Source organism: Cohnella silvisoli, from assembly GCF_021190915.1.
Lineage (GTDB): Bacteria > Bacillota > Bacilli > Paenibacillales > Paenibacillaceae > Cohnella > Cohnella silvisoli.
Map to the genome: position 1 here is coordinate 305,659 of NZ_JAIOAP010000005.1, position 24,323 is coordinate 329,981.

24 protein-coding genes and 1 pseudogene are annotated in these 24,323 nt (G+C 49.2%); 13 read left to right on the top strand and 12 right to left on the bottom strand.

Going from position 1 to position 24,323, the window contains the following annotated elements; genetic code table 11:
- Positions 1 to 11 precede the first annotated feature (11 nt).
- From K7P76_RS12385 to K7P76_RS12395, 3 genes are all read left to right on the top strand, one after another.
- Positions 12 to 692, top strand: a complete 681-nt coding sequence (locus K7P76_RS12385; protein WP_232185602.1) for a response regulator transcription factor — start codon at positions 12 to 14, stop codon at positions 690 to 692.
- On the top strand, positions 655 to 2,040 hold the full coding sequence (locus K7P76_RS12390) for a sensor histidine kinase (protein WP_490166407.1): 1,386 nt from the start codon (positions 655 to 657) through the stop codon (positions 2,038 to 2,040). The genes K7P76_RS12385 and K7P76_RS12390 overlap by 38 nt, the downstream gene beginning before the upstream one ends.
- Positions 2,041 to 2,500: 460 nt before the next feature.
- Positions 2,501 to 3,526: an alpha/beta fold hydrolase gene (locus tag K7P76_RS12395; RefSeq protein WP_232185604.1), complete on the top strand. Its 1,026-nt coding sequence runs from the start codon at positions 2,501 to 2,503 to the stop codon at positions 3,524 to 3,526.
- A gap of 557 nt (positions 3,527 to 4,083) precedes the next feature.
- Here K7P76_RS12395 and K7P76_RS12400 read toward each other — a convergent pair.
- The 4 genes from K7P76_RS12400 to K7P76_RS12415 all read right to left on the bottom strand — a co-directional run bounded on the left by K7P76_RS12400 (position 4,084) and on the right by K7P76_RS12415 (position 8,011).
- Positions 4,084 to 5,511 carry a hypothetical protein gene (locus tag K7P76_RS12400; protein WP_232185605.1) on the bottom strand — a complete coding sequence of 476 codons (1,428 nt, stop codon included), beginning with the start codon at positions 5,509 to 5,511 and terminating at the stop codon, positions 4,084 to 4,086.
- A gap of 21 nt (positions 5,512 to 5,532) precedes the next feature.
- Complete coding sequence (locus K7P76_RS12405; RefSeq protein ID WP_232185606.1) at positions 5,533 to 5,985, bottom strand: helix-turn-helix domain-containing protein; 453 nt, start codon at positions 5,983 to 5,985, stop codon at positions 5,533 to 5,535.
- Between the two features lie 396 nt (positions 5,986 to 6,381).
- Positions 6,382 to 7,248 carry a hypothetical protein gene (locus tag K7P76_RS33365; protein ID WP_304518403.1) on the bottom strand — a complete coding sequence of 289 codons (867 nt, stop codon included), beginning with the start codon at positions 7,246 to 7,248 and terminating at the stop codon, positions 6,382 to 6,384.
- A 79-nt stretch (positions 7,249 to 7,327) separates the two neighbouring features.
- The gene (locus K7P76_RS12415) at positions 7,328 to 8,011 is read right to left on the bottom strand and encodes a helix-turn-helix domain-containing protein (protein WP_232185607.1); all 684 of its coding nucleotides are present in this window, start codon (positions 8,009 to 8,011) and stop codon (positions 7,328 to 7,330) included.
- 414 nt (positions 8,012 to 8,425) lie between these two features.
- Here K7P76_RS12415 and K7P76_RS12420 point away from each other — a divergent pair, with 414 nt between their 5' ends.
- The 6 genes and pseudogenes from K7P76_RS12420 to K7P76_RS12445 form a co-directional block, all read left to right on the top strand.
- Positions 8,426 to 8,755 carry a PadR family transcriptional regulator gene (locus tag K7P76_RS12420; protein ID WP_232185608.1) on the top strand — a complete coding sequence of 110 codons (330 nt, stop codon included), beginning with the start codon at positions 8,426 to 8,428 and terminating at the stop codon, positions 8,753 to 8,755.
- Positions 8,756 to 8,769: 14 nt separating this feature from the next.
- Entirely contained in the window at positions 8,770 to 9,633 is an 864-nt protein-coding gene (locus tag K7P76_RS12425; protein ID WP_232185609.1) for a pentapeptide repeat-containing protein, read from the top strand.
- 14 nt (positions 9,634 to 9,647) lie between these two features.
- On the top strand, positions 9,648 to 10,409 hold the full coding sequence (locus tag K7P76_RS12430; RefSeq protein ID WP_232185610.1) for an ABC transporter ATP-binding protein: 762 nt from the start codon (positions 9,648 to 9,650) through the stop codon (positions 10,407 to 10,409).
- Positions 10,410 to 11,177 carry an ABC transporter permease gene (locus K7P76_RS12435; RefSeq protein ID WP_232185611.1) on the top strand — a complete coding sequence of 256 codons (768 nt, stop codon included), beginning with the start codon at positions 10,410 to 10,412 and terminating at the stop codon, positions 11,175 to 11,177.
- A 290-nt stretch (positions 11,178 to 11,467) separates the two neighbouring features.
- Positions 11,468 to 12,991, top strand: coding sequence for an efflux RND transporter permease subunit (locus K7P76_RS12440; protein WP_255678500.1), 1,524 nt, complete (start codon positions 11,468 to 11,470; stop codon positions 12,989 to 12,991).
- Between the two features lie 119 nt (positions 12,992 to 13,110).
- Positions 13,111 to 13,221: pseudogene (locus K7P76_RS12445) on the top strand (ABC transporter permease); the annotation flags it as partial.
- A 19-nt stretch (positions 13,222 to 13,240) separates the two neighbouring features.
- Here K7P76_RS12445 and K7P76_RS12450 read toward each other — a convergent pair.
- From K7P76_RS12450 to K7P76_RS33650, 8 genes are all read right to left on the bottom strand, one after another.
- Positions 13,241 to 13,729 (bottom strand): VOC family protein, encoded by a 489-nt coding sequence (locus K7P76_RS12450; RefSeq protein ID WP_232185613.1) that lies wholly within the window; start codon positions 13,727 to 13,729, stop codon positions 13,241 to 13,243.
- Positions 13,726 to 14,112 carry a DoxX family protein gene (locus K7P76_RS12455; RefSeq protein ID WP_232185614.1) on the bottom strand — a complete coding sequence of 129 codons (387 nt, stop codon included), beginning with the start codon at positions 14,110 to 14,112 and terminating at the stop codon, positions 13,726 to 13,728. Before K7P76_RS12455 ends, K7P76_RS12450 begins: the two co-directional genes overlap by 4 nt.
- Before the next feature lie 60 nt (positions 14,113 to 14,172).
- Positions 14,173 to 14,628 carry a MarR family winged helix-turn-helix transcriptional regulator gene (locus tag K7P76_RS12460; protein ID WP_232185615.1) on the bottom strand — a complete coding sequence of 152 codons (456 nt, stop codon included), beginning with the start codon at positions 14,626 to 14,628 and terminating at the stop codon, positions 14,173 to 14,175.
- Positions 14,629 to 14,909: 281 nt separating this feature from the next.
- Positions 14,910 to 15,458, bottom strand: a complete 549-nt coding sequence (locus K7P76_RS12465) for a dihydrofolate reductase family protein (protein ID WP_232185616.1) — start codon at positions 15,456 to 15,458, stop codon at positions 14,910 to 14,912.
- Positions 15,459 to 16,644: 1,186 nt separating this feature from the next.
- Complete coding sequence (locus tag K7P76_RS12470) at positions 16,645 to 18,507, bottom strand: terpene cyclase/mutase family protein (RefSeq protein WP_232185617.1); 1,863 nt, start codon at positions 18,505 to 18,507, stop codon at positions 16,645 to 16,647.
- Between the two features lie 448 nt (positions 18,508 to 18,955).
- Positions 18,956 to 19,741, bottom strand: coding sequence for an ankyrin repeat domain-containing protein (locus tag K7P76_RS12475; protein ID WP_232185618.1), 786 nt, complete (start codon positions 19,739 to 19,741; stop codon positions 18,956 to 18,958).
- An 823-nt stretch (positions 19,742 to 20,564) separates the two neighbouring features.
- A complete protein-coding gene (locus K7P76_RS33445; RefSeq protein WP_309244758.1) occupies positions 20,565 to 20,936 on the bottom strand; it encodes a hypothetical protein in 372 nt (123 codons plus the stop codon).
- Entirely contained in the window at positions 20,855 to 21,193 is a 339-nt protein-coding gene (locus tag K7P76_RS33650) for a nucleotidyltransferase domain-containing protein (protein WP_373692384.1), read from the bottom strand. Before K7P76_RS33650 ends, K7P76_RS33445 begins: the two co-directional genes overlap by 82 nt.
- A gap of 137 nt (positions 21,194 to 21,330) precedes the next feature.
- Between K7P76_RS33650 and K7P76_RS12485 the strand changes: the two genes are divergently transcribed.
- The 4 genes from K7P76_RS12485 to K7P76_RS12500 all read left to right on the top strand — a co-directional run bounded on the left by K7P76_RS12485 (position 21,331) and on the right by K7P76_RS12500 (position 24,269).
- Positions 21,331 to 21,426: a putative holin-like toxin gene (locus K7P76_RS12485; RefSeq protein WP_255678472.1), complete on the top strand. Its 96-nt coding sequence runs from the start codon at positions 21,331 to 21,333 to the stop codon at positions 21,424 to 21,426.
- Positions 21,427 to 21,963: 537 nt separating this feature from the next.
- Positions 21,964 to 22,749 carry an RNA polymerase sigma factor gene (locus K7P76_RS12490; RefSeq protein WP_232185619.1) on the top strand — a complete coding sequence of 262 codons (786 nt, stop codon included), beginning with the start codon at positions 21,964 to 21,966 and terminating at the stop codon, positions 22,747 to 22,749.
- Between the two features lie 24 nt (positions 22,750 to 22,773).
- Positions 22,774 to 23,793: a hypothetical protein gene (locus tag K7P76_RS12495; RefSeq protein WP_232185620.1), complete on the top strand. Its 1,020-nt coding sequence runs from the start codon at positions 22,774 to 22,776 to the stop codon at positions 23,791 to 23,793.
- A gap of 32 nt (positions 23,794 to 23,825) precedes the next feature.
- Positions 23,826 to 24,269 (top strand): effector binding domain-containing protein, encoded by a 444-nt coding sequence (locus tag K7P76_RS12500; protein WP_232185621.1) that lies wholly within the window; start codon positions 23,826 to 23,828, stop codon positions 24,267 to 24,269.
- Positions 24,270 to 24,323: the final 54 nt, after the last annotated feature.

Sequence of the window (24,323 nt, forward strand, 5' to 3'; positions counted from 1 at the left end):
GGGAGATTCGGATGCCCAAAGTGCTGGTTGTGGACGATGACGCACACATTCGCGAACTGGTACGGCTCTACCTCGAAGATGAAGGGATCGAAGTCGTGCAGAAGAGAAACGGCGCAGAAGCGCTGGAATACGCCGAGAACCATTCGCCGGATCTGGTCGTCCTGGATATCATGATGCCGGGAATGGACGGTTGGGACTTGTGCGCCAAGCTCCGCGAGCTTGGGGACATGCCGATTCTCATGATTACCGCAAAAGACGAGTTGGCGGACCGGATCAAAGGCTTCAAGCTGGGTACCGACGATTATCTCGTGAAGCCGTTCGACCCAACGGAGCTTACGCTCCGGGTCAAGGCGCTGTTGAAACGTTACCGGATCACCTGTTCCCAAACGGTCCAGCTTGGCGATCTGCAGTTGGACCGCAAAAGCTACCAGGTGGTGTACAAGGACGGCCTGGAGGTCACCTTGCCCATGAAAGAATTCGAACTGCTCTACAAGTTCGGGAGTTACCCGGGGCAGTTGTTCACCCGGGATCATCTGATCGGGGAGATTTGGGGAAAAGATTACGAAGGAGACGAGCGAACCGTGGACGTTCACATCAAGCGGCTTCGGGAGCGCTTCGCCGAACACGAGTCTGATTTCCGCATTGTAACGCTGCGTGGTCTCGGCTACCGCCTGGAGGTGTGCCGGGATTAAATCGCTCTATACCCGCATCGTCCTCATCTTCATCGGCGTCATCGTCGTCAGCCTTATCATCGCTTCCATTGCGTCTGCGCTCCTATTTCGGAAACCGTTTGTGCACACGTTGGAGAACAGCTTGTTGTCAAACGGCAAGCAAATCATTCAGACCTACCGTTCGTCCGCCGGAACGGAATTGATTCCTTTCATGAATAACGTTTCCAGCATATCGATCTATGCGATTCAACTGTTCGACGCCTCCGGCAAGCCATTGCTGGAAGACAGGTCGGAGCCTGCCGTTCCCGACGCGGAACGGATTCGTCACGTGCTGGCCGGCGGCGTGGCCGGGGACATCGAAAACGAAGGCCGATATCCGATGGTCGGACTTCCATTCCCGGTTGACGGCAAGTCCTATGCCTTATTCGTCATGCTGAAGAGCAACGAATTGTGGCTGCAGTCGAACAAAGAAGTCAACACGGAGATGCTGACCGTCTTCCTGATCGGAAGTTCCCTCATTCTGGTCGCCGCGCGATCGATTGTGAAGCCGCTTCTACGGCTGAGAGATGCGGCCGGACGAATGTCTCAAGGCCATTTTGACGTGGAGCTCAGGACCAACCGCAAGGATGAGATCGGACAGCTTAACGCGAGTTTTAACGAGATGTCGCAGGAACTTGCTAAGCTGGACCGGATGAGGCGGGAATTCGTAGCGAACGTATCGCATGAGATCCAGTCGCCGCTGACGTCCATCTCCGGTTTCGCCAAGGCTTTGAAGCAGAAACCCATGAGCGAGGAAAGCCGGATGCATTACCTGACGATTATCGAGGAAGAAAGCGATAGGTTGTCCAGGATCAGCCGAAACCTGCTGCGGCTTTCTTCCTTGCAGCACGATCGTCATCCCGTCCAATCGGCGGCTTTCCGACTTGACGAACAGATCCGTAAGGTCGTTATCGCTCTCGAGCCGCAATGGTCGGGTAAAGAGATCGCCGTCGAATTGGACCTGGAGCCGGTAACCATCCATGCGGACGAGGATCAACTCAGCCAGGTATGGACGAATTTACTGGGCAACGGAATTAAATTCACTCCTGTCCGCGGAAGGATCTGCATTCGCGCCTATGCCGACGGTCGGTCGGCGGTCGTCCGCATAACGGACAGCGGCATCGGGATACCGGAGGATCAGCGGACGGATATTTTCAAGGCGTTTCACAAAGTGGACAAGGCCCGTGACCGTGCCGTAAGCGGAAGCGGACTAGGTCTGTCCATTGTCAAACAAATCGTGGATGTGCATGGAGGGGAAATCCGGGCGGATGGAGAGCCGGGCGGAGGTTCGGTTTTCACGGTGAAGCTGCCTCTCAGGAAGGGCCTGTAACATCCGCATAGCAGCACATATCACCTGATTTAATCACAATCGGAGGGTCGCCGGCCTCCGATTGTTTTTTTGTAACTCTCCGTTCATCTTCAATTCAAATAAGACGTGTATAGTGTCCCTAGATGAATGAAAAGGAGAGAGCGCTGAAAGATAACATCTCAGGTAAACGAGAAGGGAAGACCAACATCAGCAAGCGAGAAGCAAGAATCCTGATTCATCGCGAGAGTAACCTGTATCGCAACTGACAACGGAAGCACCGGAGAAGCCGAAGCATAACATTCATAGACCAGCGTGACATGGAAGGGTAAACCCCATGGGCCAATCTGGATATCCACTGTACGGTCATAATCAACTATCCACAGTTTTGGAGAAAATCGGTCCAAGCTCATGTCAAAGTTGCAATTCGGAGAATTCGCGAGAAAGCAGGAGAAAACATTACTTTTACAGTAGGAGGAATATTATGCGTCGTTGGATAAAGCGCGTAGCCATCACCATCACTATCCTTGCAATCGCTCTAGTCTCGATTGGCGTCTTTTATGAACAGGCGGCTCGCAGCCGGGCTGCTAAGGATTTCCCGGCGCCTGGAAGGCTTGTGGACATAGGTGGCCGCCAGATCCATCTGAATTGTGAGGGTCAAGGCACACCGGTCGTCGTGCTCGAGGCGGGTGCCGACACAAGCGGGTCTCCGCTATGGCAACCCGTGCAGGAACAGGTCGCCCGGTTCACGCGTGTTTGCTCCTATGACCGGGCCGGCATTATGTGGAGCGATCCGGCCAAAGGTCCGCGAAACAGTCTCGCCATTGCCGAAGATCTTCACAAGGCCCTGCGTGCTGCAAATGAACAAGCGCCTTATGTTTTGGTCGGTGCGTCCATGGGTGGCCCGTACGTCATGACGTTCACCAAGTACTACGGAAAAGAGGTCGCTGGGATGGTTCTGGTCGACGCCTCGCATCCCGAACAGACCGCTCGCCTCGCTCAGGCCTCCGGCGTGCCAGCGAGCGATCCGATTCCATTCGTGTTTCGCGCCCTCGCCGCAATGGCGTGGTCCGGTTTGCCGAGGCTCGTGCTTCCCGATGCTGAAATCCCGGAGTTGCCGTCCCAGACGGCTAAAGCAATCACGGCCTATCAACCGACATCACTCGCAGCCGCCTTCTCGGAGGCAGCCGTATTCGAAGATTCGCTGCGTGAGGCCGGCACATTTCGCACCCTAGGCAACTTGCCCCTCGCCGTGCTCTCCAGAGGAAAGCCATGGAGCGCTTTCAGCGAAGCTGAACGAACCGCAAGTGGGCTCACGCGCGAACAGTTCAATCGTTCGGAAGCAGCTTGGGCAAGCATGCAGGACGAGGAAGCCAGTTGGTCCTCCAACAGCACACATCAAGTCCTCACAGACTCCAGCCACGTTATGCAGTTGGAGCGCCCAGACGCGGTCATTGCTGCTATCAAGGACGTCGTTGGAAAGGTAACACGCGCAAATGCACTTCCCTAGTAGAACGTTCCAGAAGTTCTACCCTACACATGGGATAGGTAGTTCTGGCAGTTAAGACGAATCCAAAATGTTTTACAAAGGACCTGCGTGACGGGTTTGCGTTCATGCTTCCCATACCAGCGTTGCTCTGAATTTCAGGCGGTACTAGACAAGGACTTGTGATACGTTCTACTAGGCCTCAGCTTTGCATTGGGGGAGTTGCCTTCGGGCTGCTCCCTTTTGCTGTCCTCACGCTGCTCTTGCGAGTACCGTAAGAGTGACAACAGCCCCCGCAAGAGCGGTTCCAAGGCAGATTTGCTGCAGCTTGACTCTAACGCCTCCGAAGCTCAAGCGTAAGGGGCGCGAGGGCCAACGGCGATCGAACTCGTGCTTCGCACGAAAGGGTGCGCTGCACCGAGCATTCAACAACAGCCTGACCCGACCGGCCAACTGTGGCTGGCTCCGGGGGTACTTGCAACTGCTTTCCCCGACCTCTTGTTTGCAGCCAATTCCTGTTAGCGGAATAACAATCTCTTTACCATCCGAGCTTGGCTGGAATGAATGTTCGGCCTAATTGCCTAAGGGGTCTGGGGTATACGCTTTGAGGTCACAATCAGCAACACAATGGCGATCAACGAAAAGAGCACATTGCCTAGCCAAGCTAGAGAGTCATCCGGCCATAACAATATTGTCATGGCAAAGCCTCCCCATGCATACGTAAGTAAAGCTCCAGCAACCAATGCGAACTGATGCCGCAAGCACCACTCCTGCTGCCGCGACCAATGGGCAACGAGCGGCGACACGATACACAAGATGAATATGCCTATAATTACACCAGCCCAACTTTCAGGCTTCATAAAAAATAAGCTTGCTACTACAAACGTACCCACACCAAGAGGCCATGGCTTCGGCACCGGGCGGGCTGAAGGTACAGCAGGATCCTTTTTCTTTTTAATAGCAAAGGCGATAGCAATCAGCGTGAGCGCCACAGCGGCGGCACCTATTAGCTGTCCCGGCGAAGCTAAGAATTTTTCATCGGCGTATATAAAGTTAAACACGATGGCACAGCCAACAAGGTACAAACCACCCGTTATGGTCAGACCAACCTTACCTAGCCAGGGTGCCGTCATTCTGGCAGGCGTCAGCATCTCAACTATGGCTATAGGGACGCCGATACTCCAAATGACATGCCCCATCACAAAAGCCAGGGTGTTGTAGGCGCTGATACCCAAAACGGGTATAGGCGTAACTTTCTGGGATTCAAGATCTAAGAAGGCTGGGTTAAAAAGCGCTTGATCTACGAGACCCGCCTCAATAACGCCATATGCCGCAGCCAAAAGGAATAAAGTCGGCCAACCGCGGCCAGTACGACGGGCTAGCTCTCGAACGAGCAGAGCGCCCCCACCATACAGCGGCAGAATTAGCGGAAACCCGAGAATGTTCCGGAGCGGACTGACTCCCAGTAAAAATTCACCCACCCATGGCGCAAGCAGAAGCAAGCCCAGCGCTGGAGCAAGGCGCTGAAGCAGTGCTGATGATGATGAAGAATCCCTGGGTGGATTCTTCGTTCTTCTCTGTCGGATCCAGCAAACAGCGGTGGCGATCAAGCCAAAAACTATACCAATTATGAAATGAGTCGCAAGCATCCTTATAAATATCACGAAGCGAATGACTATCTCTTCCAGTGCCGGGCTGAACGAGTCATTCAATTTCCCCTTAAGGTCAGGTATTTCCATGGTTATCTGATGGGTTATAGCCACGAACAGGCCAATCAGCGTACCCAAGACTATATAGTCATACAACGGTCGCTTGTTCTTCCGTAACAAAGCAACGGCAAGATATACTAGAAATGGGCCTATTGAAAGCACCTTATAGAGTGGCGACTCCAACGAAAGAAGCTGCAAGTCTTCTACGACCACGCGAGGAATCGCAATTGCGGCCATTGCCACCAGCAGCACCAGCGATATATCTGTACGGATATTTAATCTCCCTCGTTTCTTTAACATGTCGAACGCCAACATAGTTGGTTAGTCTTTTTTATATTTCTCTTTGAGGATACCGGAACCAATCCCTGCACCGACCATTAGAAATAGAGATCCAAAATTCCATAAAAACTTCCCTCCGAACAATGTAATATCCAGTGGCGTTAATTTGTTCAAAAGGAGGACACCCAGTTTTATGGCAAGCAGAACAACACCGGCTAAAAACAAAACATCGAATATTAATTTTAATCCTGGATAGGCCAATTTCTTACCATCTCTTATCACTTTCTTTGTCAACTCCTCATCACTTCTTAATAATTCATCAATCGTTACACCAAAGAGGTCGCTTACGTTAATGATGACTTCAATGCTCGGATAGTTCTGGCCATTCTCCCATTTGGAAACAGACTGTCGACTAACAAAAAGCTTCGCCGCTAATTCCTCTTGAGACCATTCCTTCTTCTTTCTTTCCGTCTTTAACTTTTCTCCAAAAATCATATTTCAGCAGCAACCTTTCAGTAATATATACGTCATTATTTGCTGACCCCATACGAAAAGTAAAGACCGCTGTAGTTGCAGAGTCCCGCAACCTCCAGTTGCCATCAATATCCCCTTGAGTAATCTCCTCTCCAATAGGCGGTCGGACTCTTGCTCCGCACGAAAGGTTACGCCTCGCCTGTTGGTGGATGGATGCCGTCAAGATGCACGATACCCTTCAACAACCACCTGTTCCGACTTCCGGACTGCGGCTGGCTCCGGGCTTCTTGCAACTGCTTTCGTCGGGTTCTTGTTTGCAAGCCGTTGAACGGAAAGCCCAAAGAGGGCTGCAACAGGTTACTTGCCCATAACCAGTCACAGCCCCCAAACCCGCATCCGACACGGCCTCCGATCTCCTTACTCAATAGGAGATGTAAGGGGATACGGGAGTCTCGCCGCTTCGAAAACTGCATCCGTAATCGCTGTATCGTCTCCGTTCACAGCCGTATAAAAAGGAATAATGTCAATTGGGGACCCGGCTTTAAGCTTAAGAATCGCAGATGTGGTGATATCGTAGTAACCCGGGCCCTTAGGAGTGATTTTATACTTGTGAAGGTAATTAAACATCCCCGGAGCCGGCCTCTCAACGATACCTAGCTCTAGATTACTGCCTAAAGCGCTACCCAGATAGATTTCGAAAGAAGCCTGAACGAAATAGATACCATCATTTTTAGGAGTGAATGTAGTAGAGTTAAATTCATCCGCTAAATCAAAACTTTCAGTTCCGAACACAATGCCTGAGGGATAGTTTGTTTTTTGGAGTCCCCCACTAGCCCTGAAAGCCGATGAAATGATCTCCGTGCCCGGAGGCCCTGCTGTGCCCGTATCTCCTTTAGGACCTTGGAGACCTTGCGGACCTGTCGCCCCGGTATCCCCTTTGGCCCCTTGCGAGCCTGTCGCCCCAGTCGCGCCAGTATCTCCTTTGACACCTTGCGGGCCTGTCGTTCCGGTTGCTCCGGTATCTCCTTTCGCGCCTCGCGGACCGGTTGCCCCGGTCAAACCGGTATCTCCTTTGGGTCCGATCACGTTCCACGAGATCCATTTCTCGGTTTTCTTGCACGATTTAGATGAGGCAACGATTCGAAGATCCCCATTCGTATTGGCGCAAGCGTTAATTACGCTTGACGTCTGTTTGTTCTGAACGGCTGCGTAAGCGCCATAACCGGAACAAACAAGCACGAGGAGACCGCAACATATTAAAATCATTTTTTTGCTTATATACAATTTTTCCCCCTCCAAACGTTGGAATTACCTGCATTCATGCTCAAAACAAACATGGACTTGCCGATCAGATCTGGCGGTGTTACGGCTTCAAGCACACGATGCCGAGCCGTTCGTGCGCTTCCTCTTCCATCCATTGGTTATCGAGCTCGTACAAGCAATCCTGCACGGGGGCAATGCCGCTTCGTACGGATTGGCGCTGGATTTGATTTTGCATGAATTTGCTATTGCAGAGGACGACGACTTTGTCGCAGTAGGGGACGGCCCACCTTTGCAGCTGTTCCCATCGATCCAACACTTCTGGACGGAAAACGAACGATTGACCCTCGGCTAGCATGGAGCGAATGTCGATAAGCAGCTTCACCTTGCCGTAACGGGACAGATCGACGCAATGTCTCATGAGCACGGAGCCGATCTTCGTCAGTTCACGGTCGGTAATGCCTCCGTTGATCTGCCACTCCAGCAAGCGCTCCTCCTCGTGCGCCGTATAGACGAACCGCTCCTCCAGCGGTTTCCTGTACGCCCGCTTCATCGAGGCAGAGTGAACCGCGAAAGGCTCATAGGCGAAAAAATAGCCGATGTCGACGTCAAGCCCATGACAGATCGCCTCGATGTTCAGCAAAGACACGTTGCGTTCTCCGCGCTCTACGCTGCCGATGTAGGTGCGATCGAGCCCGGAGCGAGCCGCAAGCCCCTCTTGCGTGATGCCGAAGGCGCCTCGCAGTTCCTTCATCCGTTGTCCGAATTGATGCAATAGGTCATCCATCCGAATCACCTCAGATTGCGTTTTTGATTGTAGCATCCCCCGTTTTCAAGCGTCGACCGACTATAAGTCGCTTTTCCTCCGTTTAGGCCCATCCTGGGTTTGCCATGTACCTTAATTTATTCGAGTAACTGGGTTTGAAACCTTTCGCAAAGATGATTATTGCTGGGACAATGCGTTGGCGGAAGCGCGATAACATGCGACAAGCGGAAGCGATTTGAATCACAAAAGTCATGGATGGGCTGAGAAGCTGATGCCGGGGAGATAACTTCGTTACAATCGTATCCGTTAGGTTAATGAATCCGTTAGATACCGCAATGAATATATATCATGTTTTTCAAACAAAGTATTATAACTAAAATATTACCTTGACAGTCACAGTACTATGTCGTACTATACAAATGCGGGGGTGATTACATGAGCGAGAACAAAATTACATCCGACCTGCTGCGAGGACATACCGATACGATGATTTTACGGATCTTGTCCGAAGCTGACCGCTACGGCTATGAGATTGTCAAGCTAATTGCCGAGCGCTCGGGTGGTGAGTATGAATTAAAGGAAGCCACGATGTACTCCAGCGTACGGCGGCTTGAGGTGGATGGTGATATCGAGTGGTATTGGGGCGATGAATCTCAGGGTGGACGGCGTAAATATTTTAGGATTACCGAAAAGGGAAAGGCTGCTTACGCTCGCAACAAAAGCAACTGGGAGTACGCAAAACGCGTGCTTGAAAACTTATTATAAGGAGATTTGATGTTATGAATGAAAAATTGAACAACTATTTGAACGGCGTTTTCGCACCGTACGATGGGGTAAAAAGCGTCGCCGAATTAAAGACTGACCTGCTCTCCGATTTGCAGGAGCGGTTCCGCGAACTCAAAGCCGAGGGCAAGGACGATGAAACGGCTTTTGAGATGACCATTGACAGCATCGGCGACATTGAGCAAACGGTACAAGAGGTTGCCAACCTCTCCCGCTCGCTGGAGCGGCAGGTGGTGACAAACTTTAGCGCGAGTAACCTGGCGAAAAGCGACTTTGCAGGCGTTACGGCCCATAAAGGACTGTTTAAAGGTAGCGCGTTGCACGGTTCCGACTTTTCAGGTGCGGACTTGACCGGCAGCACGTTTGCGAGCAGCGATGTACGTGAAGCCAATTTTGATGGCGCAAATCTGACTGACTGCAGCCTGTCCGCCCTTGATCTTGCGAATGCAAGCTTCAATAAATCGATCCTTGTACGCACCAATTTCAGCAAGTCGTGGCTGGCCGGGGCCAAATTCATCGATGTAAAACTGACCGACGTCAAGCTGAACATGACCGACCTCGGAAAAACAATCTTTGAAAACTGTATCTTTGACGGCGTGGAGTTCAAATATTCCGATCTGGGAGGGCTGTGTTTTGACGGGCAAACCTTTATCGGCGTTAAGTTTGACAAGTCGGCATTGAACGAAGTTTCGTTTAAGGGCGCGACACTCAAGAACGTGTCTTTTCCGACGTCTTCGTTGTCTAAAAAATATTACCGTATTATCAAAACCGTCTGCTTTGATGGCGCGATGATGGATAAGTTGACCTATGCTTCGCTTAAAGGCATGGGTGCCGATTTGTCAAAGGTTACGGTTATCTAAGGGAGGGGAAGAATATGCAAACCAAGTCCATTCAAGTAAAAGGACTGCAAAAATCCTACAAGCAGCTACAAGTCCTAAAGGGCGTAGATTTTGAGGTGGAAAAGGGCAGTATTTTCGCCCTGCTCGGCTCCAACGGGGCGGGCAAGACAACGGTTGTCAAAATCCTCACTACGCTGCTCAATTCAGACGGCGGAACCGCCACCGTAAACGGATTCGATGTTGCAACAAAACCCGAGAATGTGCGGCAGTCGATCAGTCTGACCGGGCAATTCGCCGCCGTGGACGAAATTTTGACCGGACGGGAAAATCTGATCTTGATTGCCAAGCTGAGATATCTCAAAAGTCCGCGTCTGGTAGCGGATGATTTGCTTAGACGTTTCGGCTTGACAGACGCCGCCGACCGCAGGGCGTCTACTTATTCGGGCGGTATGCGCCGCAGGCTCGACATCGCCTTGAGCCTTGTGGGGAATCCGCAGATCATTTTCCTCGACGAGCCGACCACTGGGCTTGACCCCGAGGCACGCATTGAGGCTTGGAAGATTGTCAAGGAGCTTGCCGACGGTGGAACGACGGTATTCCTGACCACGCAGTATTTGGATGAGGCTGAGCAGCTTGCCGACCGAATTGCCATTCTGCACGAGGGCAGAATCATCGCCAACGGCACGCTTGCAGAGCTGAAAAAGCTGTTCCCGCCCGCAAAGGTGGAGTATGTTGAAAAACAGCTGACATTGGAAGAGATATTCCTCGCCATCGTCGGCAAAAAGGAGGGCGCGTAAATGGAGACGGCAAAGAACCACTTCTTCAGCGATATGGGCGTTATGCTTGGACGTTCCATGCGCCATATTTTCCGCAGTATAGACACCATCGTCACGGTCTGCATCACTCCGATTGCGATGATGCTGCTGTTCGTCTATGTGCTTGGCGGCGCAATCCAAACCGGTACGGATAACTATGTGAACTACCTGTTGCCCGGTATCCTGCTGATTGCGATTGCAAGCGGTATATCCTATACGGCTTACCGCCTGTTTTTGGATAAGCAACGGGGCATAATTGAGCGGTTCCACACCATGCCGATTTCACGTTCCGCCGTGCTGTGGGGGCACGTGCTGACCTCGGTGGTATCCAACGCCATATCGGTTGTCGTCATCATTCTCGTAGCGCTCATTATGGGCTTTCGTTCATCGGCGGGGATATTGCCATGGCTTGCGGTCGCCGGCATACTCATGCTGTTTACGCTGGCATTATCCTGGGTCGCGGCGATTGCGGGATTGTCCGCAAAATCGGTGGAAGGTGCAAGCGCCTTTTCCTACCCGATTATCTTCCTGCCATTTATCAGCTCGGCGTTTGTGCCCACCGAATCGATGCCATCGGTCGTTCGCGCCTTTGCCGAAAACCAGCCGGTGACCTCGATAGTGGGAGCCATACGTGCGCTGCTGTCAGATCAGCCGGTGGGCAATGATATATGGGTCGCTCTTGCGTGGTGCGTCGGGATTTTGCTCGTAGCCTATTTCTTTGCGATGAGAGTGTATAAAAAGCGGGTGTGAAATAGTTAAAGAAGGAAGCTGCAATCTAGAACTTTATTTTCACGTTAGCTGCTGCTTTTTCTATGATCGGTCAAGACTTAGGTATTGTTTAAAGGAAAACGCTAAGCCGGGAGGCATAATCATAGGCTTGGCGTTTATTTTCGGTAATATGAGTTTCTAATTTTTAGAAAAATTGGAAGGGGATTTGTGAGGAATGACTTGGTTTACAAAATGGGCATTTGGCAACAAAGCAGCAGTATCTTTTTTAGTAACACTTATATTAGGCAGAACCAAAGCGTCTACTTGGCTTGTTGAAATGGAGCTTGAATCATAAGGTAATAACCAGTGTCATCTCCATTGTATTCTTTATTGGCTCGCTTGTTTTGTATACAACCTTACCTAAGGGTGTTGTCGATACATCAGATGCTACATTCCTTACGATCAACTTGACCTATCCACCAGAAACCCCCATTACAGCTGTAAAGGATAAGGCCATTGAATTGGAAGCATTCATCATGAAGCAGCCCGAGGTCAAATATTCAATTCTGCAGCAAGGCAACAGTGAAGACAATGCCAAATGGGGTCTGGTCAGCTCCCCGACGCTTGCAAAATTCACCCTTATTATGAAGACAGGAGCCAATGCAGATCACTTTATCGATCAGGTTAATTCACAAAAATCGAATTATCCAGGCGCCGAAATAGAGGCCGTCGGTGCAGGCTCTATAGGAAATAAGGTTTCACCCGTTACTATTGACTTAACAGGAGATAATGCCGAAGAACTAACAACAGCCGCTGCGACAATCACTACTACGATCAAAGCCATCAACGGTGTAACTAAAGTGGTTAGTAACCAAGATGAGAAGAAACCAGGGTATTCGGTTGTTGTTGATCCGGCATTAGCTAATCCGCAAGAAACGGCTATGGCGATGCGTTCTCTGCTTAATCCGACGCCAATTGGTTCCATGCAGTTAGATGGCAAGGATACACCGATTTTCTTAGGTGCCATGTTTAATCCTGCTACCAGCGCAGATCTTTCCGGCATTGAAATCATGACCGCCAAGGGTGTAACTGCGCTATCATCCATTGCCAAAATTGAAGCAACCAGCGATCCAAGCAGCTTTCTGCATAAAGACGGACGGCAATATATTCGGATTACGGCTCAGGTTAAGGCAGATAAATTATCCGACATTAACAAAGAAATCCAAACGAAAACAAAAGACTTAAAGCTTCCCGCCGGAGTTACTCTCGTGCAAGGCGGAGCCTCCGTGAATCAAACGAGCGACTTTAATGATTTATACATGACCATGGTTGTCTCTATTGGGATCGTGCTTCTGATTATGGTCGTCACATTTAAAACCTTCCGTGCGCCAATTGCAAGTATACTATCTCTGCCTTTTGCCGCAATCGGTTCTGTCCTTGCGATGATGATCACGCAAACGCCATTTGAAATAACCTCTATCTTCGGTGTCTTGATGCTCATCGGAATTGTAGTTACCAATGCGATTGTCTTGATCGATCGCGTTAAACAAAATGAGGTGAAAATGAGCATCCGTGAAGCTTTGCTTGAAGCAGCCTCCAATAGAATGCGTCCAATTATGATGACGGCCATTGCAACAATTTGCGCTATGCTTCCCCTTTTATTCTCAAAAGCGGAACAAGGCAGCATCGTTTCCAAGGGTTTAGCCGTAGTCGTTATCGGAGGGTTAACCTCCGCTACCTTGTTCACTTTGATCATGGTGCCTACCTTCTATGAGGCACTTCACTTCTTAAAGGCCAGACGCCAAAGAAAACAAATAGCTTCTACTGTTGCTAGACCTACTGCTTTGTCAAACTAAACAATCTAATAAGAATTCCACTTCGGAAGGGGCAGATGAATGAGTGCATTCATCCTGCCCTTTCCTGTGTGTAAGTAGCTGGCTGCGGCGCCAGGTGCGAATAAAGCGGGAAACCCGTTCTTACTTGGGTCGCGGCGATTGCCGGACTGTCCGCAAAATCGGTGGATGGCGCAAGCGCCTTTTCCTACCCGATTATCTTCCTGCCGTTAATCAGCTCGGCGTTTGTGCCGTTTTCTATCCCCCAATGTCTCATCTCTTCTGCCAGGCGGCTTCCAACTGGATTCCGTTATTATCGATAAAAATAAAATTGCGTATTTTGCCCTGATCGTAGATATCCGTCATCGCAACCCCGCAGCTGCTCAGTTTAATGCGCAGGGCCAATCCATCTTCTTCTGATGAGAGAGCGAACGCGATATGTTGAAGCGCCCCGGGTACGAATCGATACAAATCTGCCGACTCTGGATTTTCCGCCAGACGTCTCAGCGCATCGACGCTTTGATAGATTTGGGCATCCGGGTATTCGAAAAAATGGATTCCCCAAGATTCCGTATTACCAGGTTTCACAAAGCAGTGCCTGCCGCGTTGGGAGGTTGCCGGATACACCGATGATGAATGCATTCCAAGCACGTTCTCATAAAAGCGAATGGTAGCGTCCAAATCCGAAGTCACTAAGGCCACATGATGAAAGCCTAACCAACCGGAGCTTTCGAATCCAATTATCTGGAATTGTTCAGTCATAATTTGCTCCTCTCCTTTGCTTTCGATTGAGAAATGAATCTGATTCGCACCCCTGCAATCAGAGCCAATACGATTAACCACTGTCCGGGTAATACGCCCCCGCCAAAACCATGACCGGCTGTTACTTCGGACATAACTGCTCCGATCATAAGAACGCCAAGCGCTTCCGCTGCATAGAGGGTCAAACGCGGAAACGCCAACACGACTGCGCCCGCAATTTCCAACAAACCAATTCCGATTCGACACCAGTCGGGATAGTCCAATTTCTGAAACAAATTGACCATCTGTTCCGTTCCCGCCAACTTCTGTATGCCGCTCTGAACAAAAAATAATGAAGTCACCCCTACAACAATCCATCCGGCAATACGAATCGATTTCTTCATAATTTGTCTCTCCTTATTGACAATTAATTAGAATTCTAACTATATGATTAAAAAAGGTTGTCACTCCTCTTTGAATAACCCGACCATTTTAACCAAAAGCGCCCTTAGGGAATTGAATTCATCCGCCGTCATCCCTTCCTTAATCCGCTCTTCTATAGCAGTAGTGAAATGCTGCGTCTCCTCTGCCAATTTCAAACCCATTTCCGTTAGATAGATTTGTTTGTATCGCCCGTCCTGCGGATGTTCCTTACGTATGATTAATCCCTTGCTCGCCAGTCCGTTCATCAAGCTTGTAACGCTTGGCCGTTCGATCATAAGAATAGGTTCCAATTGAGACGGCATAATTCCGGGAAAATGGCGGATAATGCCCAACGCGCTCCACTGTGTATGGGATAGCCCTGTCGGCACCAACAGCTCCTCCACTTCTCTGCGAAGCGTAATATAGCCCGTCTTTATCAGCCGGCCTATCGGTCCTTTATCCCACTGCCAATCCTCATGCTCGCTTTCTTTAATCATTGCACACCTCTATAGTTAGAATTCTAATTATATTGTAATCAATAAATAAAACTTGTCAAGTGAACCTTCTTTCGTTCTTGTTTGCAAGCTGTTGATCGAAATACCAACAGAGGGCTGCAACAACGCGTCTACTGGCATCCTGCCGCAACCCCCAAACCCGCGTCCGACGCCTATGTGCAGCGACCTCCCTTGGCTACGTTTGGGAGCAATTGGGGAGCAAGAAGCCCGTGGACGACGGGAGCTTGTTTGCAGTTTGTTGGTGGTTGTTTGCAATGTTACGTCTATTCGGCTCCATCCGGTTGGTAATGAAGTTGGATGCACCCAGAATGGAGCACTCTTGATTTTAGAAGCTTCATGTTCACTCTATCATGCATGTCTTTGAATAGAGGCTTACCATCACCTAACACAACTGGCACAACCGTAATCTGATATTCATCAATCAAACCTGCATTCAACAAAGAAGAAGCGAGGTCGGCACTCCCCAATATCGCCAAGTCTTTACCCGACTCTTGCTTGATCTGCGTGATTTCTTCAACAATATTTTCATTTACCAGCCTAGTATTTTGCCAATCCACTTTTTCCAATGTTTTGGAAATAACAATCTTTGGTATCGAATTCATGATGTCGGCAAAATCATTAGTTTCTGTCGGCCAATAGCTCACCATAAGCTGATAAGTCGCTCTTCCGAATAATAAAATGTCTAATGAATTGAGGAAATCTTTAGCGTACTCGCCATATTCATCGTCCACGAGATGCCAATCAATTTCTCCGTTTGGACCTGCAAAGAAGCCGTCAATTGAAACCAACTCTTGAACAATCAGCTTTCTCATCGATATACCATCCTTGATTAATTATATTTTGATTCTAACATTATAAATCAAGATAATTCGTATAGTTTCTTTTCAATTGCTGTCTTTGCACACTTATTTCCGCATCAAGAATCTTGTTTGCAAGCTGTTGAACGGAAAACCCAAAGAGGGCCACAACAAGTCGCCACCCGGCAACCTGTCACAGCCCTCCACCCCGCGTCCGACGCGACCACTTTAGCACTTACTCCTCACCCCGAGCAATCGGATTCTCCTCATAGCTAATCCAATCGCTCCAGCTGTCGTTGCCCACAAGGATCTCTCACTTGAAGTACGCATCAGGAAGTATGGACCGAAGGAAGCGGTTCGCTCGTTTGCTCCGTCAGGTTCATTGAGCCAGCGGAGGTGAAGTGCCGACCGGCACTTTGCTCAGGGGAGAGCCGTCATTGGTGCGGCAAAACGTCAGCGCCATTGGTTCGGGAAGAGGGGAGCGCGGCGGACCATACATCCCTAAGTTATGCTTTAGCTTTGGCGGTAAGAGTCATCTTCATGCCACCGTGGCACCCCCGCCGACAAGAAGCCCGAGGCCCTTTAATCTATATAAATGCCCCTCCTGCAAAGAGGACAGCAAGTGCATGCCGGGTCGCTTCAGCTTACTCATCGGCTATGGCTCCAGATTGTTGTCCGCCCGGCATGATCCAACGTGTCCAGGGTGCCGTACTTGACATTCAGCCAAGTACTCAAAACAAAGAGCTGCCTATTAGACAGCTCAATATAACTCAAAGCGATATCAAATTCCCGTGGATTAGATTCCACATCCGTCTACGATGGTAAGGATTCTCAGGATCAACGCAGCAGTTCATCAGCCACTGGGCTGCGTTCTCTCTTTGTTCGGGCGTGACCGGCACTCCCAAACAATCGGATAGCCGATCAATCATGTTACAGCACTTACCGTGGTCTTTTAAATCTTCAAATCGATGGGATCTAAGAATTCCGCAAACACGGCTGAAATGCAGAGGGTTCATGAATTTGCAGCGGAACGTTCTCATTAATTGCGGGTCAAGGTATGCCATAACTTCTCCAATTTCTCCTTTCCTATTGATCGTTGTTCTCGCCACTAAAAGCTTTCTCCGCCTTTATAGCGGTTAGTTTAGCATATGTGATCGTCCAGAAAGGGGGCAGGGCTGCTTTCTCATAGAAGTGAAATTGTTTAAATGCAGTAGCCTTTGTATTTCTTCATATAATGACTCAAGGTGAGCAAGGGCCAAATATGGGGATAACTGTGATAATGAATATAGAAATGCCCGGGCAGCCCGGCACCGGTCGGGTACGATGATCGTTTGCTTTCCTGCCCGTTCCATTCCATTAAATTGGCCAGTCCTTTATTGATCTCTTCAGTTGGCTGATCATGGACGGCAATGAGGGCATCGACTGCCCAGGCTGTGTGAACCACCGTAGAGTAGGGAGCAGGAACATACTTTTTGTGTATATCGCTCTTGCAAGACTCGCCCCACCCACCGTCCAATTGCCTGATCTTTAACAGCCAGTCAATCGCTTGTTGAATGATCAGATGATCGGCAGACATCCCGACTGCTCTCATCCCGGTGACAGCGGCCCATGTACCATAGATGAAAGAAATTCCCCACCGACCATACCATGATCCATCTTTTTTTTGATTTTTGATAAGCCAATGTACACTGTCTTGAACCCGGGGATGAGTCATTGTCAACTTTAAGTGACTGCCCAAAAATTCAAGGGTACGACCTGTTACATCCGCTGCAGAAGGATCTACAGCCGTATCGGCAAAGTTCGGTATACGGAATTGGCGAGTCATGGATGGGATGCTGTTCTTTTCAAAGGCTGCCCAGCCCCCATCATCATTTTGCATTCCTAACAACCAGTTAACTCCTGTTCTCCACGCCTCCCGATAGTCTAATTGATGGTCAGCAAACCGCGTAAGCGCCCGCAAAACGGCCTGCGTATCATCCACATCCGGATTTGCGGTGCTGCCTTCAGAAAATCCCCATCCTCCTGCGAGGTGATCAAGAGTGTTCACTCCTCCCTCCCTTAGATCCTTTTGCTGAAGAGCAAGTAAATATTGAGCAGCATTCTGAACCGCCGGATCTTCTGTCGTTAGTCCCGCTTCCTGTAAAGAATGGCAGATCAGCGCCGTGTCCCATACCGTAGAAGGAGAGTTCTGAATATGGGCCTCATCGTTTATTTGGTATCCAAAAGAGGTTAACCCCTGAATGGCATGCTGAATAACAGGAGAATCATGCTGGTAGCCGAGAGACAGAAGAGCATAAATCATGAAGAAGGTGGCGCTCGCATAACTGCCGAGAGTACCATCCTGTACTATATTTTGCAGCATATAACGCTCCGCTTTCTTAATTGCCGCCTTAGAGACAGGATTAGCTGGCCGGGGTTTCGAAAATACATGTAACCAACGACCCTTTCTATCCAGTCTCCTGTGTTTACGAGTTGCAAATAAGTGAGTAATGTCCGGTGCGGATGGCTTCCTAAGCGAGAATTTACGATGGCAAAGAATCAATACGGGGGCAAAATGAATGCGAACATAGGAACTCCATCTGTAAAAGCTAAAGGGGATAAACTTAGGCATATGCAATAAAAATAGCGGGATCGGATAAAAGGCAGGCCAGGGGTAGAGATGATTTAAAGCCAGCATGAATTTGGTGGAAATATGAGCATTCTCGACTCCGCCGTTACGAAGGATAAAGGCTTCCGCCAATTGCATATGGCTGTCATATCGATCTGAATAACCGGAAAGCAGCAGCCCGGTATAAGCCTCGATCGTAGAAGAGAGATGACCTTCATCATCGTCGTATTGCTTCCATGCTCCATTCGCTGCCTGTTTGTTCAGCAAGCGCTGACCCAGCAAGGGAATGAGCTCCTTGTGTTGGCTGTTAAGGGTGCTTAAGAGAATCATCATATAGGCGTCTGTTACTGGTCCTGCTTCAAAACAATACCTCCAAGACCCGTCCGCATGTTGTTCCTTCCTCAGACGGCTGATGCATCGTTCAATTTCTAATTGTACTTCCTCCAATATTTGCATATTTTACACCCCGAAACAGGCGGTTCACACCTCATTTGGCTCATACTATGTACGGTGTGATACTTTGGTGGAGGTTTTCACCCTAGCAGGCTGAATTTCAATCATTTGCCTAGATGAGCATTTGCTGTGGGGGGAGAGTCTCTATACAACTACTTTGCAGGGTATCTAACAGCTGCGATAGATTTGAATAACGGTATACGTCAAATAGCCCCCACCTTGTCATGAAGATGAGGGCTCAAAGAAGCTCCTGTGGCTGGGTCAAGCTGAACGAAACGCCAACAAAAAGCCAAGTGAAGCAAGGTAGCACCCAGAGGTGGATGGGGGAGCCGCCGCTGTTGTTTGCAGGCTGTTGGCAGGTTGTTTGCAAACTATTATGCATTGAACAATCGTATCCGTCAGCTAATCCTCAGGAACTCTAGCTTGAGGCTCTGCAACCATAATTGATCCTTCACAATTCACCGGCAGATTTGGCGCCTTGACTATGCAGCCAATGAACCAGATCAGTAGCAGAACTACGTTGCGCTGCGTCCAGTGGGGTCAATCCATCCCAAACCGAAATCCAGTTCAGTTCAGCACCTCGGTCGAGAAGGTACTCTGCAGAGCGCCGTTGTCCACCGTGGCAAGCGCACCAGAAGGCGACGGTAATCTTGTCCGGAGGTGAAGAGCGACTTGCTCCCCAAGGATATCGCTCTGAAAGTGTGGAACCGGCGAAGTAGGCCTCAATTGGAGCCAATTGTCCTAGCGCAGCCGCATGCCAGAGTGCGATTTGCGCTCCACGTTCAACCAACCTATGCGCTGCCCGCCACTGTGCGAACGCTACTGCATCGTCTAGTGGTGTGCCACCTGCGATCACTGCACCTGGCGCTTCGATGTCGGCGCCAGCATCAAGAAGCGCGTCAAGCACTTTAATGTCATCGGAGCTCGCAGCCCAATGAAGCGGTGTCTCGGTGTTCGAACCCGTGAAACGAGCGTTCACCTCCGCACCGAACTCGACTAACACTCCCACGGTAGCCGATCCGTTTGGGAAGTGACCGGGCCAGTCGGTCACCACATGCAACAGTGTTCGAGACATCCTACAACTTTCGCCTTCGTTGCTATTGTCTCTTCCGATAATTCTTGCCGTTGCCAACCCTGGATTCTCGACGAGCAGTCGTTTTAACGATGGAATATCGCCAGTTTGGATCGCTTGAACAACGGTTACTGCCAGCGTTTCATCTTCGTAAATAAATTCCATATCCAAGTCTCCTCACACACATATAATCAGTCCCATCTATCCTTCATGGCTCATGCAACAGTTTGAATTGTATAACGATTTAAATTTGAGCTCCGTAAATTCACCGTACTTGAAGTATTCGTGGAATGTTTATAATGTCCTGTTCGTTAGTAGATGGAAAAAGTTTTGGTTCATCAACGCTATCTGAATGGCGGCTGGACTCTTGCACTACACGTAAGAACTCGCCGTTCTCCGGGGATCCTGCAACTGCCTTCTCCGACTTTATGTTTGCAAGCTGTTGAACGAAAAAGCCCAAAAAGGGCTGCAACAGACTACCTTTCGGCAACCTGTCACAGCCCCCAAACCCGCGTCTGGCGCGGCCTCTCGGCCCCTACTATTTCCCCGCCGCGATCGGATTGTCCTCATACGAAATCCAATCGCTCCAACTTCTTATCCCTCCACGAACCCCTATGTTTGAACGGTTCCAAAACAAAAAAGTAGAGGTTCGGAGCAACGCGGCGGGAATGTCTCGGAACATATGCCAACGCCCATGTGCAACGATCTCCCTTGGCTACGCTTAGGAGCACATTGGGAGCAAGAAGCCCGTAGACGACGGAGCTAGCGGAACAATGTGGTTTGAGCCAAGGCGAAGTATACCCCTGTGGCTGGGTCAAGTCGAACGAAACGCCAACAAAAGGTCAAGTGAAGTAAGGTAGCACCCCAAAGGGTGGATGGGCTGGAGTGTAAACGAATAGGGGCTACTAACACTGTTGTTTGCAGCCTGTTGACGGTTTGTTTGCAAACCAAGCCCACGTCAAAGTTACATAAATAATGAAATCCTCAATCAATTATCGTTTTCGATATAATCCACCCAAACATGTCCCTCTGGAAATTGTGTATGCAAAGAAGCTTTGAGCCACTCTCTGGCTTGTGGAGTGAGCAATGGAATAACAGTCAAGAAGTCATTATGATCCTTTTCTCGGATTTTTGAACTTCCACCCTTATAAAGAAGTTGTATTTCTGGTTTTAAGTTTGGGATACCTTCTTTTGTCTTTGCTATTATATCTGCCATTGATCTGTTAATAGAATTTTCCCTTCCGTAAATCCACGAATCATGGTTTGAATCTATCAACATCATTTGAAAGGCCCATGGGGAGTTGCTATCTTTACTGACCCATATATCATTTGTAACGGTAAGAAATTCTCCTTTTTCCAATGAGCGAGCGTTCCATTCTCGGTTTTGTACAGCGTCCAGTCTTTCGATAGATATTGGAATGCAGTTAATTGCTCCTCACGTAATATTATTACGTCTACATCGTCATGTTTCCTTGACTGCTTGCCAACATACAAATCTAAAGCCCAGCCTCCTGCAATACACCAAGTAACAGGAATCTCTGAAAAAACCGTACATATTTCAGGTACAGTTAAGGTCACCCAATTGTTGATATCCGTCCTCAGGGTAATCCTCCTCATACAACGTAGAACTTAATAATCCAATCGGCGCTCGATCTCAACAAGAACATTTGCTCTCATACCGTTTATAAGATAAGATGAAATTGTACAATTGAATCTTGGGTGGGCATGGTTCCCCTTCGAAAGGAGGTGAGGCCATGGAAATAAAAGATGCAATCCTCATCATGATCGCTTTTTCAACCTTTGTCATTGCACTTTTAACATACATCGCGAATAACTACAAGAAAAAGTAAAAACCCACCCCAAGGTTAGCGCCGCAGGTGGGTTTTTTGTCCTTTTCAGCTTAGAAGGGAAACCCATCCAAGCCAATTGTATAGACCGAGTGTTCCCGCACTCGGTCTTTCTGAATCTAATTTTAACATATGCGATATCGCATAAACAAGTGGGATAAATACTGCTGCCAGTCTCGCCGACAGACCACTGTAACGTTCACTTTCCCTGACCTCCTGTTTGCAAACTGTTGAACGGAAAGCCCAAAGAGGGCTGCAACAGGTCACTTACTCCTAACCTGTCACAGCCCTCCAACCCGCGTCCGGAACGGCTTCTCGGTTCTTACTCTACCCCAGTCGCAATCGGATTCCCCTCGTAGCTAATCCAATCGCTCCAGCTGTCGAATTTTCCGAAATCCCATTCTGCCAGTCCTTACAGGAAGAATTGAAGTTAATATAGAAGTCCTTAAATGCACATTTTGAACTTTATTTAAAAATAATGAAAGGTTTTTCTCCCTTCTGGTATCCATATAAGTGACGCATGCGGGAGAGGTGGTGGAGATGGTGATTGAAGTTTACGTAGATGCTAATAAAAATGACAATGTTGAAGTTTCATCAGATGCCGATGATCCTTTGGAGTGGACGCGAGAGGAACAACTTGTGGAAAAAGCGCGCGCCGGCGACCGCGAAGCGTTCGGTGAGCTTGTCCGGCACCATCGCGCCAAGGCGTTAGGATGGGCAGTGTCCATATCCCGGGATACCGAAGTCGCGGAGGACATCGTTCAGGATGCGCTTGTCCGCGCATTCTTGCACGTGGGGACGATCTCCGATGTTTTCCGATTCCGATCTTGGTTTCGACGAATCGTTCAGAATCAGGCTAATTATCGTCTGCGGCGCGGAGGCCCTTATGGCAAGGAACGTCCCTTCACGAGTATGGAAGAAGGTACGACTTCCACTGATTCCTCTTCATGGGGAGATACGGATTGGTTTGATATCGATTCTATTCTGTTTCATTTTAGTAAATCGTTGAAAGCCCGCCAATCCGATGAGAACCCGGAAGCCCGAATCGTACGCTTGGAATTTATTCAAGGAATCCGCTCGTTATTAGGTTGTTTAAGCAAGCACGAACGGGGTGTATTCGAAGCGCACTTCTTTCGTCAACTGCCGCCGTCCGAGATCGCCTCAGTGCTAGGTACAACCACCGCGAACGTCTACACTCTGCTATCCAGGTCGCGCAGCAAGGTACGCAAGGAGAGAATTCAAATCTATTTCAAGGACGTAGCTGCGGCGATGGTCCGCGACGGCCAACCTACTCGACGCATTTTAGCACGCCCGTTTGAAATCTAACTGTCTTAAAGGGAGGTTTACAAATTGCAAAAAGCATCAGAGCCCGTTCGGCTAACTTGGTCCCCGTCTGCCCAAGCGGTTTACGGTCTGCTGCAGTATACGAACAAAAAGCATTTCTACTCACTTGCCGATGTCATGTTCATTACGAACAGCTCGTTTATGATCAACATTCATCCCGTAACGGTATTCGGTGCCGGCCCAACCTTATTCTCCCCCTATCATTTAATGGGGAAGGGACTGCTGGCTATGGGTTTCGACATCGGAGAGTGCTTCTATGAGATTCCGGCGACGCCCGAGCAGTTGGAGGTGTATGTCCAATTCGTAAAAGAAAGCGTGGACCGCGGACTGCCCGTAATTGGTTGGGATCTATTTTGCCCGGAATTCGGGCTGATTTACGGATATGATCACCAGAAACAATTATTGCATGCACGAGATGCGGAAAAAGTCGGTCAAATCCCATTCAGCGAAATCAATAACAGGCGATTCACCTGCATACAAGCTACAGCCATCTATGCATCTACTCATGTCGACCCGTTAGATACGCTAGAGGATTCGCTTCGAAGAGCCGTGGCGTTTTCTTTGGAAACCGATCGGAATCCCTCCTCTGAGTACCGCCATGGACTGCCTGGTTATGACGCGTGGATAGAGGCATTTAAGAACAGGGGGATCGATATCCCTGAAAATGCGTATAACTTGTCCGTTACGGGTGACGGACGGATGTTTGCGGCCCAGTTTTTCTCTAGTTTCTCGGACACCGTATTCGGCCGTGCTTCTCTAGATCTCGAATTAACCCCTTTGGCTTCGGAAGCAGCCCGTCATTATCGTGATACAGCGGACGCTTTGTCGGAGCTGATATCCAGATTCCCTTTTCCCCATGGAGGCGAACCTAACGATCCCAACGAAGCGGAATGGGCTATTCCTCGACTGATTAGAGCGAGAGACTCAGAAGCAAAAGGCATAGCCGTCATGCAACAAATGTTAGACAAATTGCTACAACGAAAAAGAGAGAATCCACTCTCGCTTGGTAAATGGATTCAAAATTGAGACCAGAATAAAAACTCGGGGAGGAACATCTAATGGAAATAAAAGCGAGTATCGAGGACTTGATGCAGGTTAAGAAAATGCAGGTCGACGCTATCAAGGCCATCGGGTTTAGAGGCGCCGGCCCCCAAGACGAAGAGAAGCTATTCGCGAATTTGAGATACCGAAAAAATGAAATCAGTCATCGGATTAATGATTACGAATATTTGATTATTAGCCCGCACGGATTATATGTGGCAGCTGCGGTTTCCGAACAAGGAAATATTCCTGCGGGCATGGAGCAGATAACGATTCCGGCGGATACTTATCAGGTTTTTCGGTTTGATGAAAAGTATATCGGTGACTTCTGGGATTTTTTCTGCAACCCTTCAGCCCAAGTCAAGTATAATTTGAACGTGGATAAAATCCGATTCGAGATTTTCAAGGAAGATCTTCAACCGCAGGGCGTGACTGAAATCTATTTTCCGACAAACGGATAATATTGTGCCCTAAGAAATCCTGACTCTCGTTGACCCAAGAGCCACTACCCGCTA

What these genes read in the sequence shown, in the direction of transcription:
- K7P76_RS12420 (WP_232185608.1), top strand. Translation starts at nt 8,426, where the DNA reads ATGAGCGAGAACAAAATTACATCCGACCTGCTGCGAGGACATACCGAT.
- K7P76_RS12490 (WP_232185619.1), top strand. Translation starts at nt 21,964, where the DNA reads ATGGTGATTGAAGTTTACGTAGATGCTAATAAAAATGACAATGTTGAA.
- K7P76_RS33650 (WP_373692384.1), bottom strand. Translation starts at nt 21,193, where the DNA reads ATGAGGAGGATTACCCTGAGGACGGATATCAACAATTGGGTGACCTTA.
- K7P76_RS12450 (WP_232185613.1), bottom strand. Translation starts at nt 13,729, where the DNA reads ATGACTGAACAATTCCAGATAATTGGATTCGAAAGCTCCGGTTGGTTA.
- K7P76_RS12465 (WP_232185616.1), bottom strand. Translation starts at nt 15,458, where the DNA reads ATGAGAAAGCTGATTGTTCAAGAGTTGGTTTCAATTGACGGCTTCTTT.
- K7P76_RS12400 (WP_232185605.1), bottom strand. Translation starts at nt 5,511, where the DNA reads ATGTTAAAGAAACGAGGGAGATTAAATATCCGTACAGATATATCGCTG.
- K7P76_RS12500 (WP_232185621.1), top strand. Translation starts at nt 23,826, where the DNA reads ATGGAAATAAAAGCGAGTATCGAGGACTTGATGCAGGTTAAGAAAATG.
- K7P76_RS12470 (WP_232185617.1), bottom strand. Translation starts at nt 18,507, where the DNA reads ATGCAAATATTGGAGGAAGTACAATTAGAAATTGAACGATGCATCAGC.
- K7P76_RS12435 (WP_232185611.1), top strand. Translation starts at nt 10,410, where the DNA reads ATGGAGACGGCAAAGAACCACTTCTTCAGCGATATGGGCGTTATGCTT.
- K7P76_RS12415 (WP_232185607.1), bottom strand. Translation starts at nt 8,011, where the DNA reads ATGGATGACCTATTGCATCAATTCGGACAACGGATGAAGGAACTGCGA.
- K7P76_RS12460 (WP_232185615.1), bottom strand. Translation starts at nt 14,628, where the DNA reads ATGATTAAAGAAAGCGAGCATGAGGATTGGCAGTGGGATAAAGGACCG.
- K7P76_RS12405 (WP_232185606.1), bottom strand. Translation starts at nt 5,985, where the DNA reads ATGATTTTTGGAGAAAAGTTAAAGACGGAAAGAAAGAAGAAGGAATGG.
- K7P76_RS12455 (WP_232185614.1), bottom strand. Translation starts at nt 14,112, where the DNA reads ATGAAGAAATCGATTCGTATTGCCGGATGGATTGTTGTAGGGGTGACT.
- K7P76_RS12475 (WP_232185618.1), bottom strand. Translation starts at nt 19,741, where the DNA reads ATGGAATTTATTTACGAAGATGAAACGCTGGCAGTAACCGTTGTTCAA.
- K7P76_RS12385 (WP_232185602.1), top strand. Translation starts at nt 12, where the DNA reads ATGCCCAAAGTGCTGGTTGTGGACGATGACGCACACATTCGCGAACTG.
- K7P76_RS12430 (WP_232185610.1), top strand. Translation starts at nt 9,648, where the DNA reads ATGCAAACCAAGTCCATTCAAGTAAAAGGACTGCAAAAATCCTACAAG.
- K7P76_RS12485 (WP_255678472.1), top strand. Translation starts at nt 21,331, where the DNA reads ATGGAAATAAAAGATGCAATCCTCATCATGATCGCTTTTTCAACCTTT.
- K7P76_RS12425 (WP_232185609.1), top strand. Translation starts at nt 8,770, where the DNA reads ATGAATGAAAAATTGAACAACTATTTGAACGGCGTTTTCGCACCGTAC.
- K7P76_RS12395 (WP_232185604.1), top strand. Translation starts at nt 2,501, where the DNA reads ATGCGTCGTTGGATAAAGCGCGTAGCCATCACCATCACTATCCTTGCA.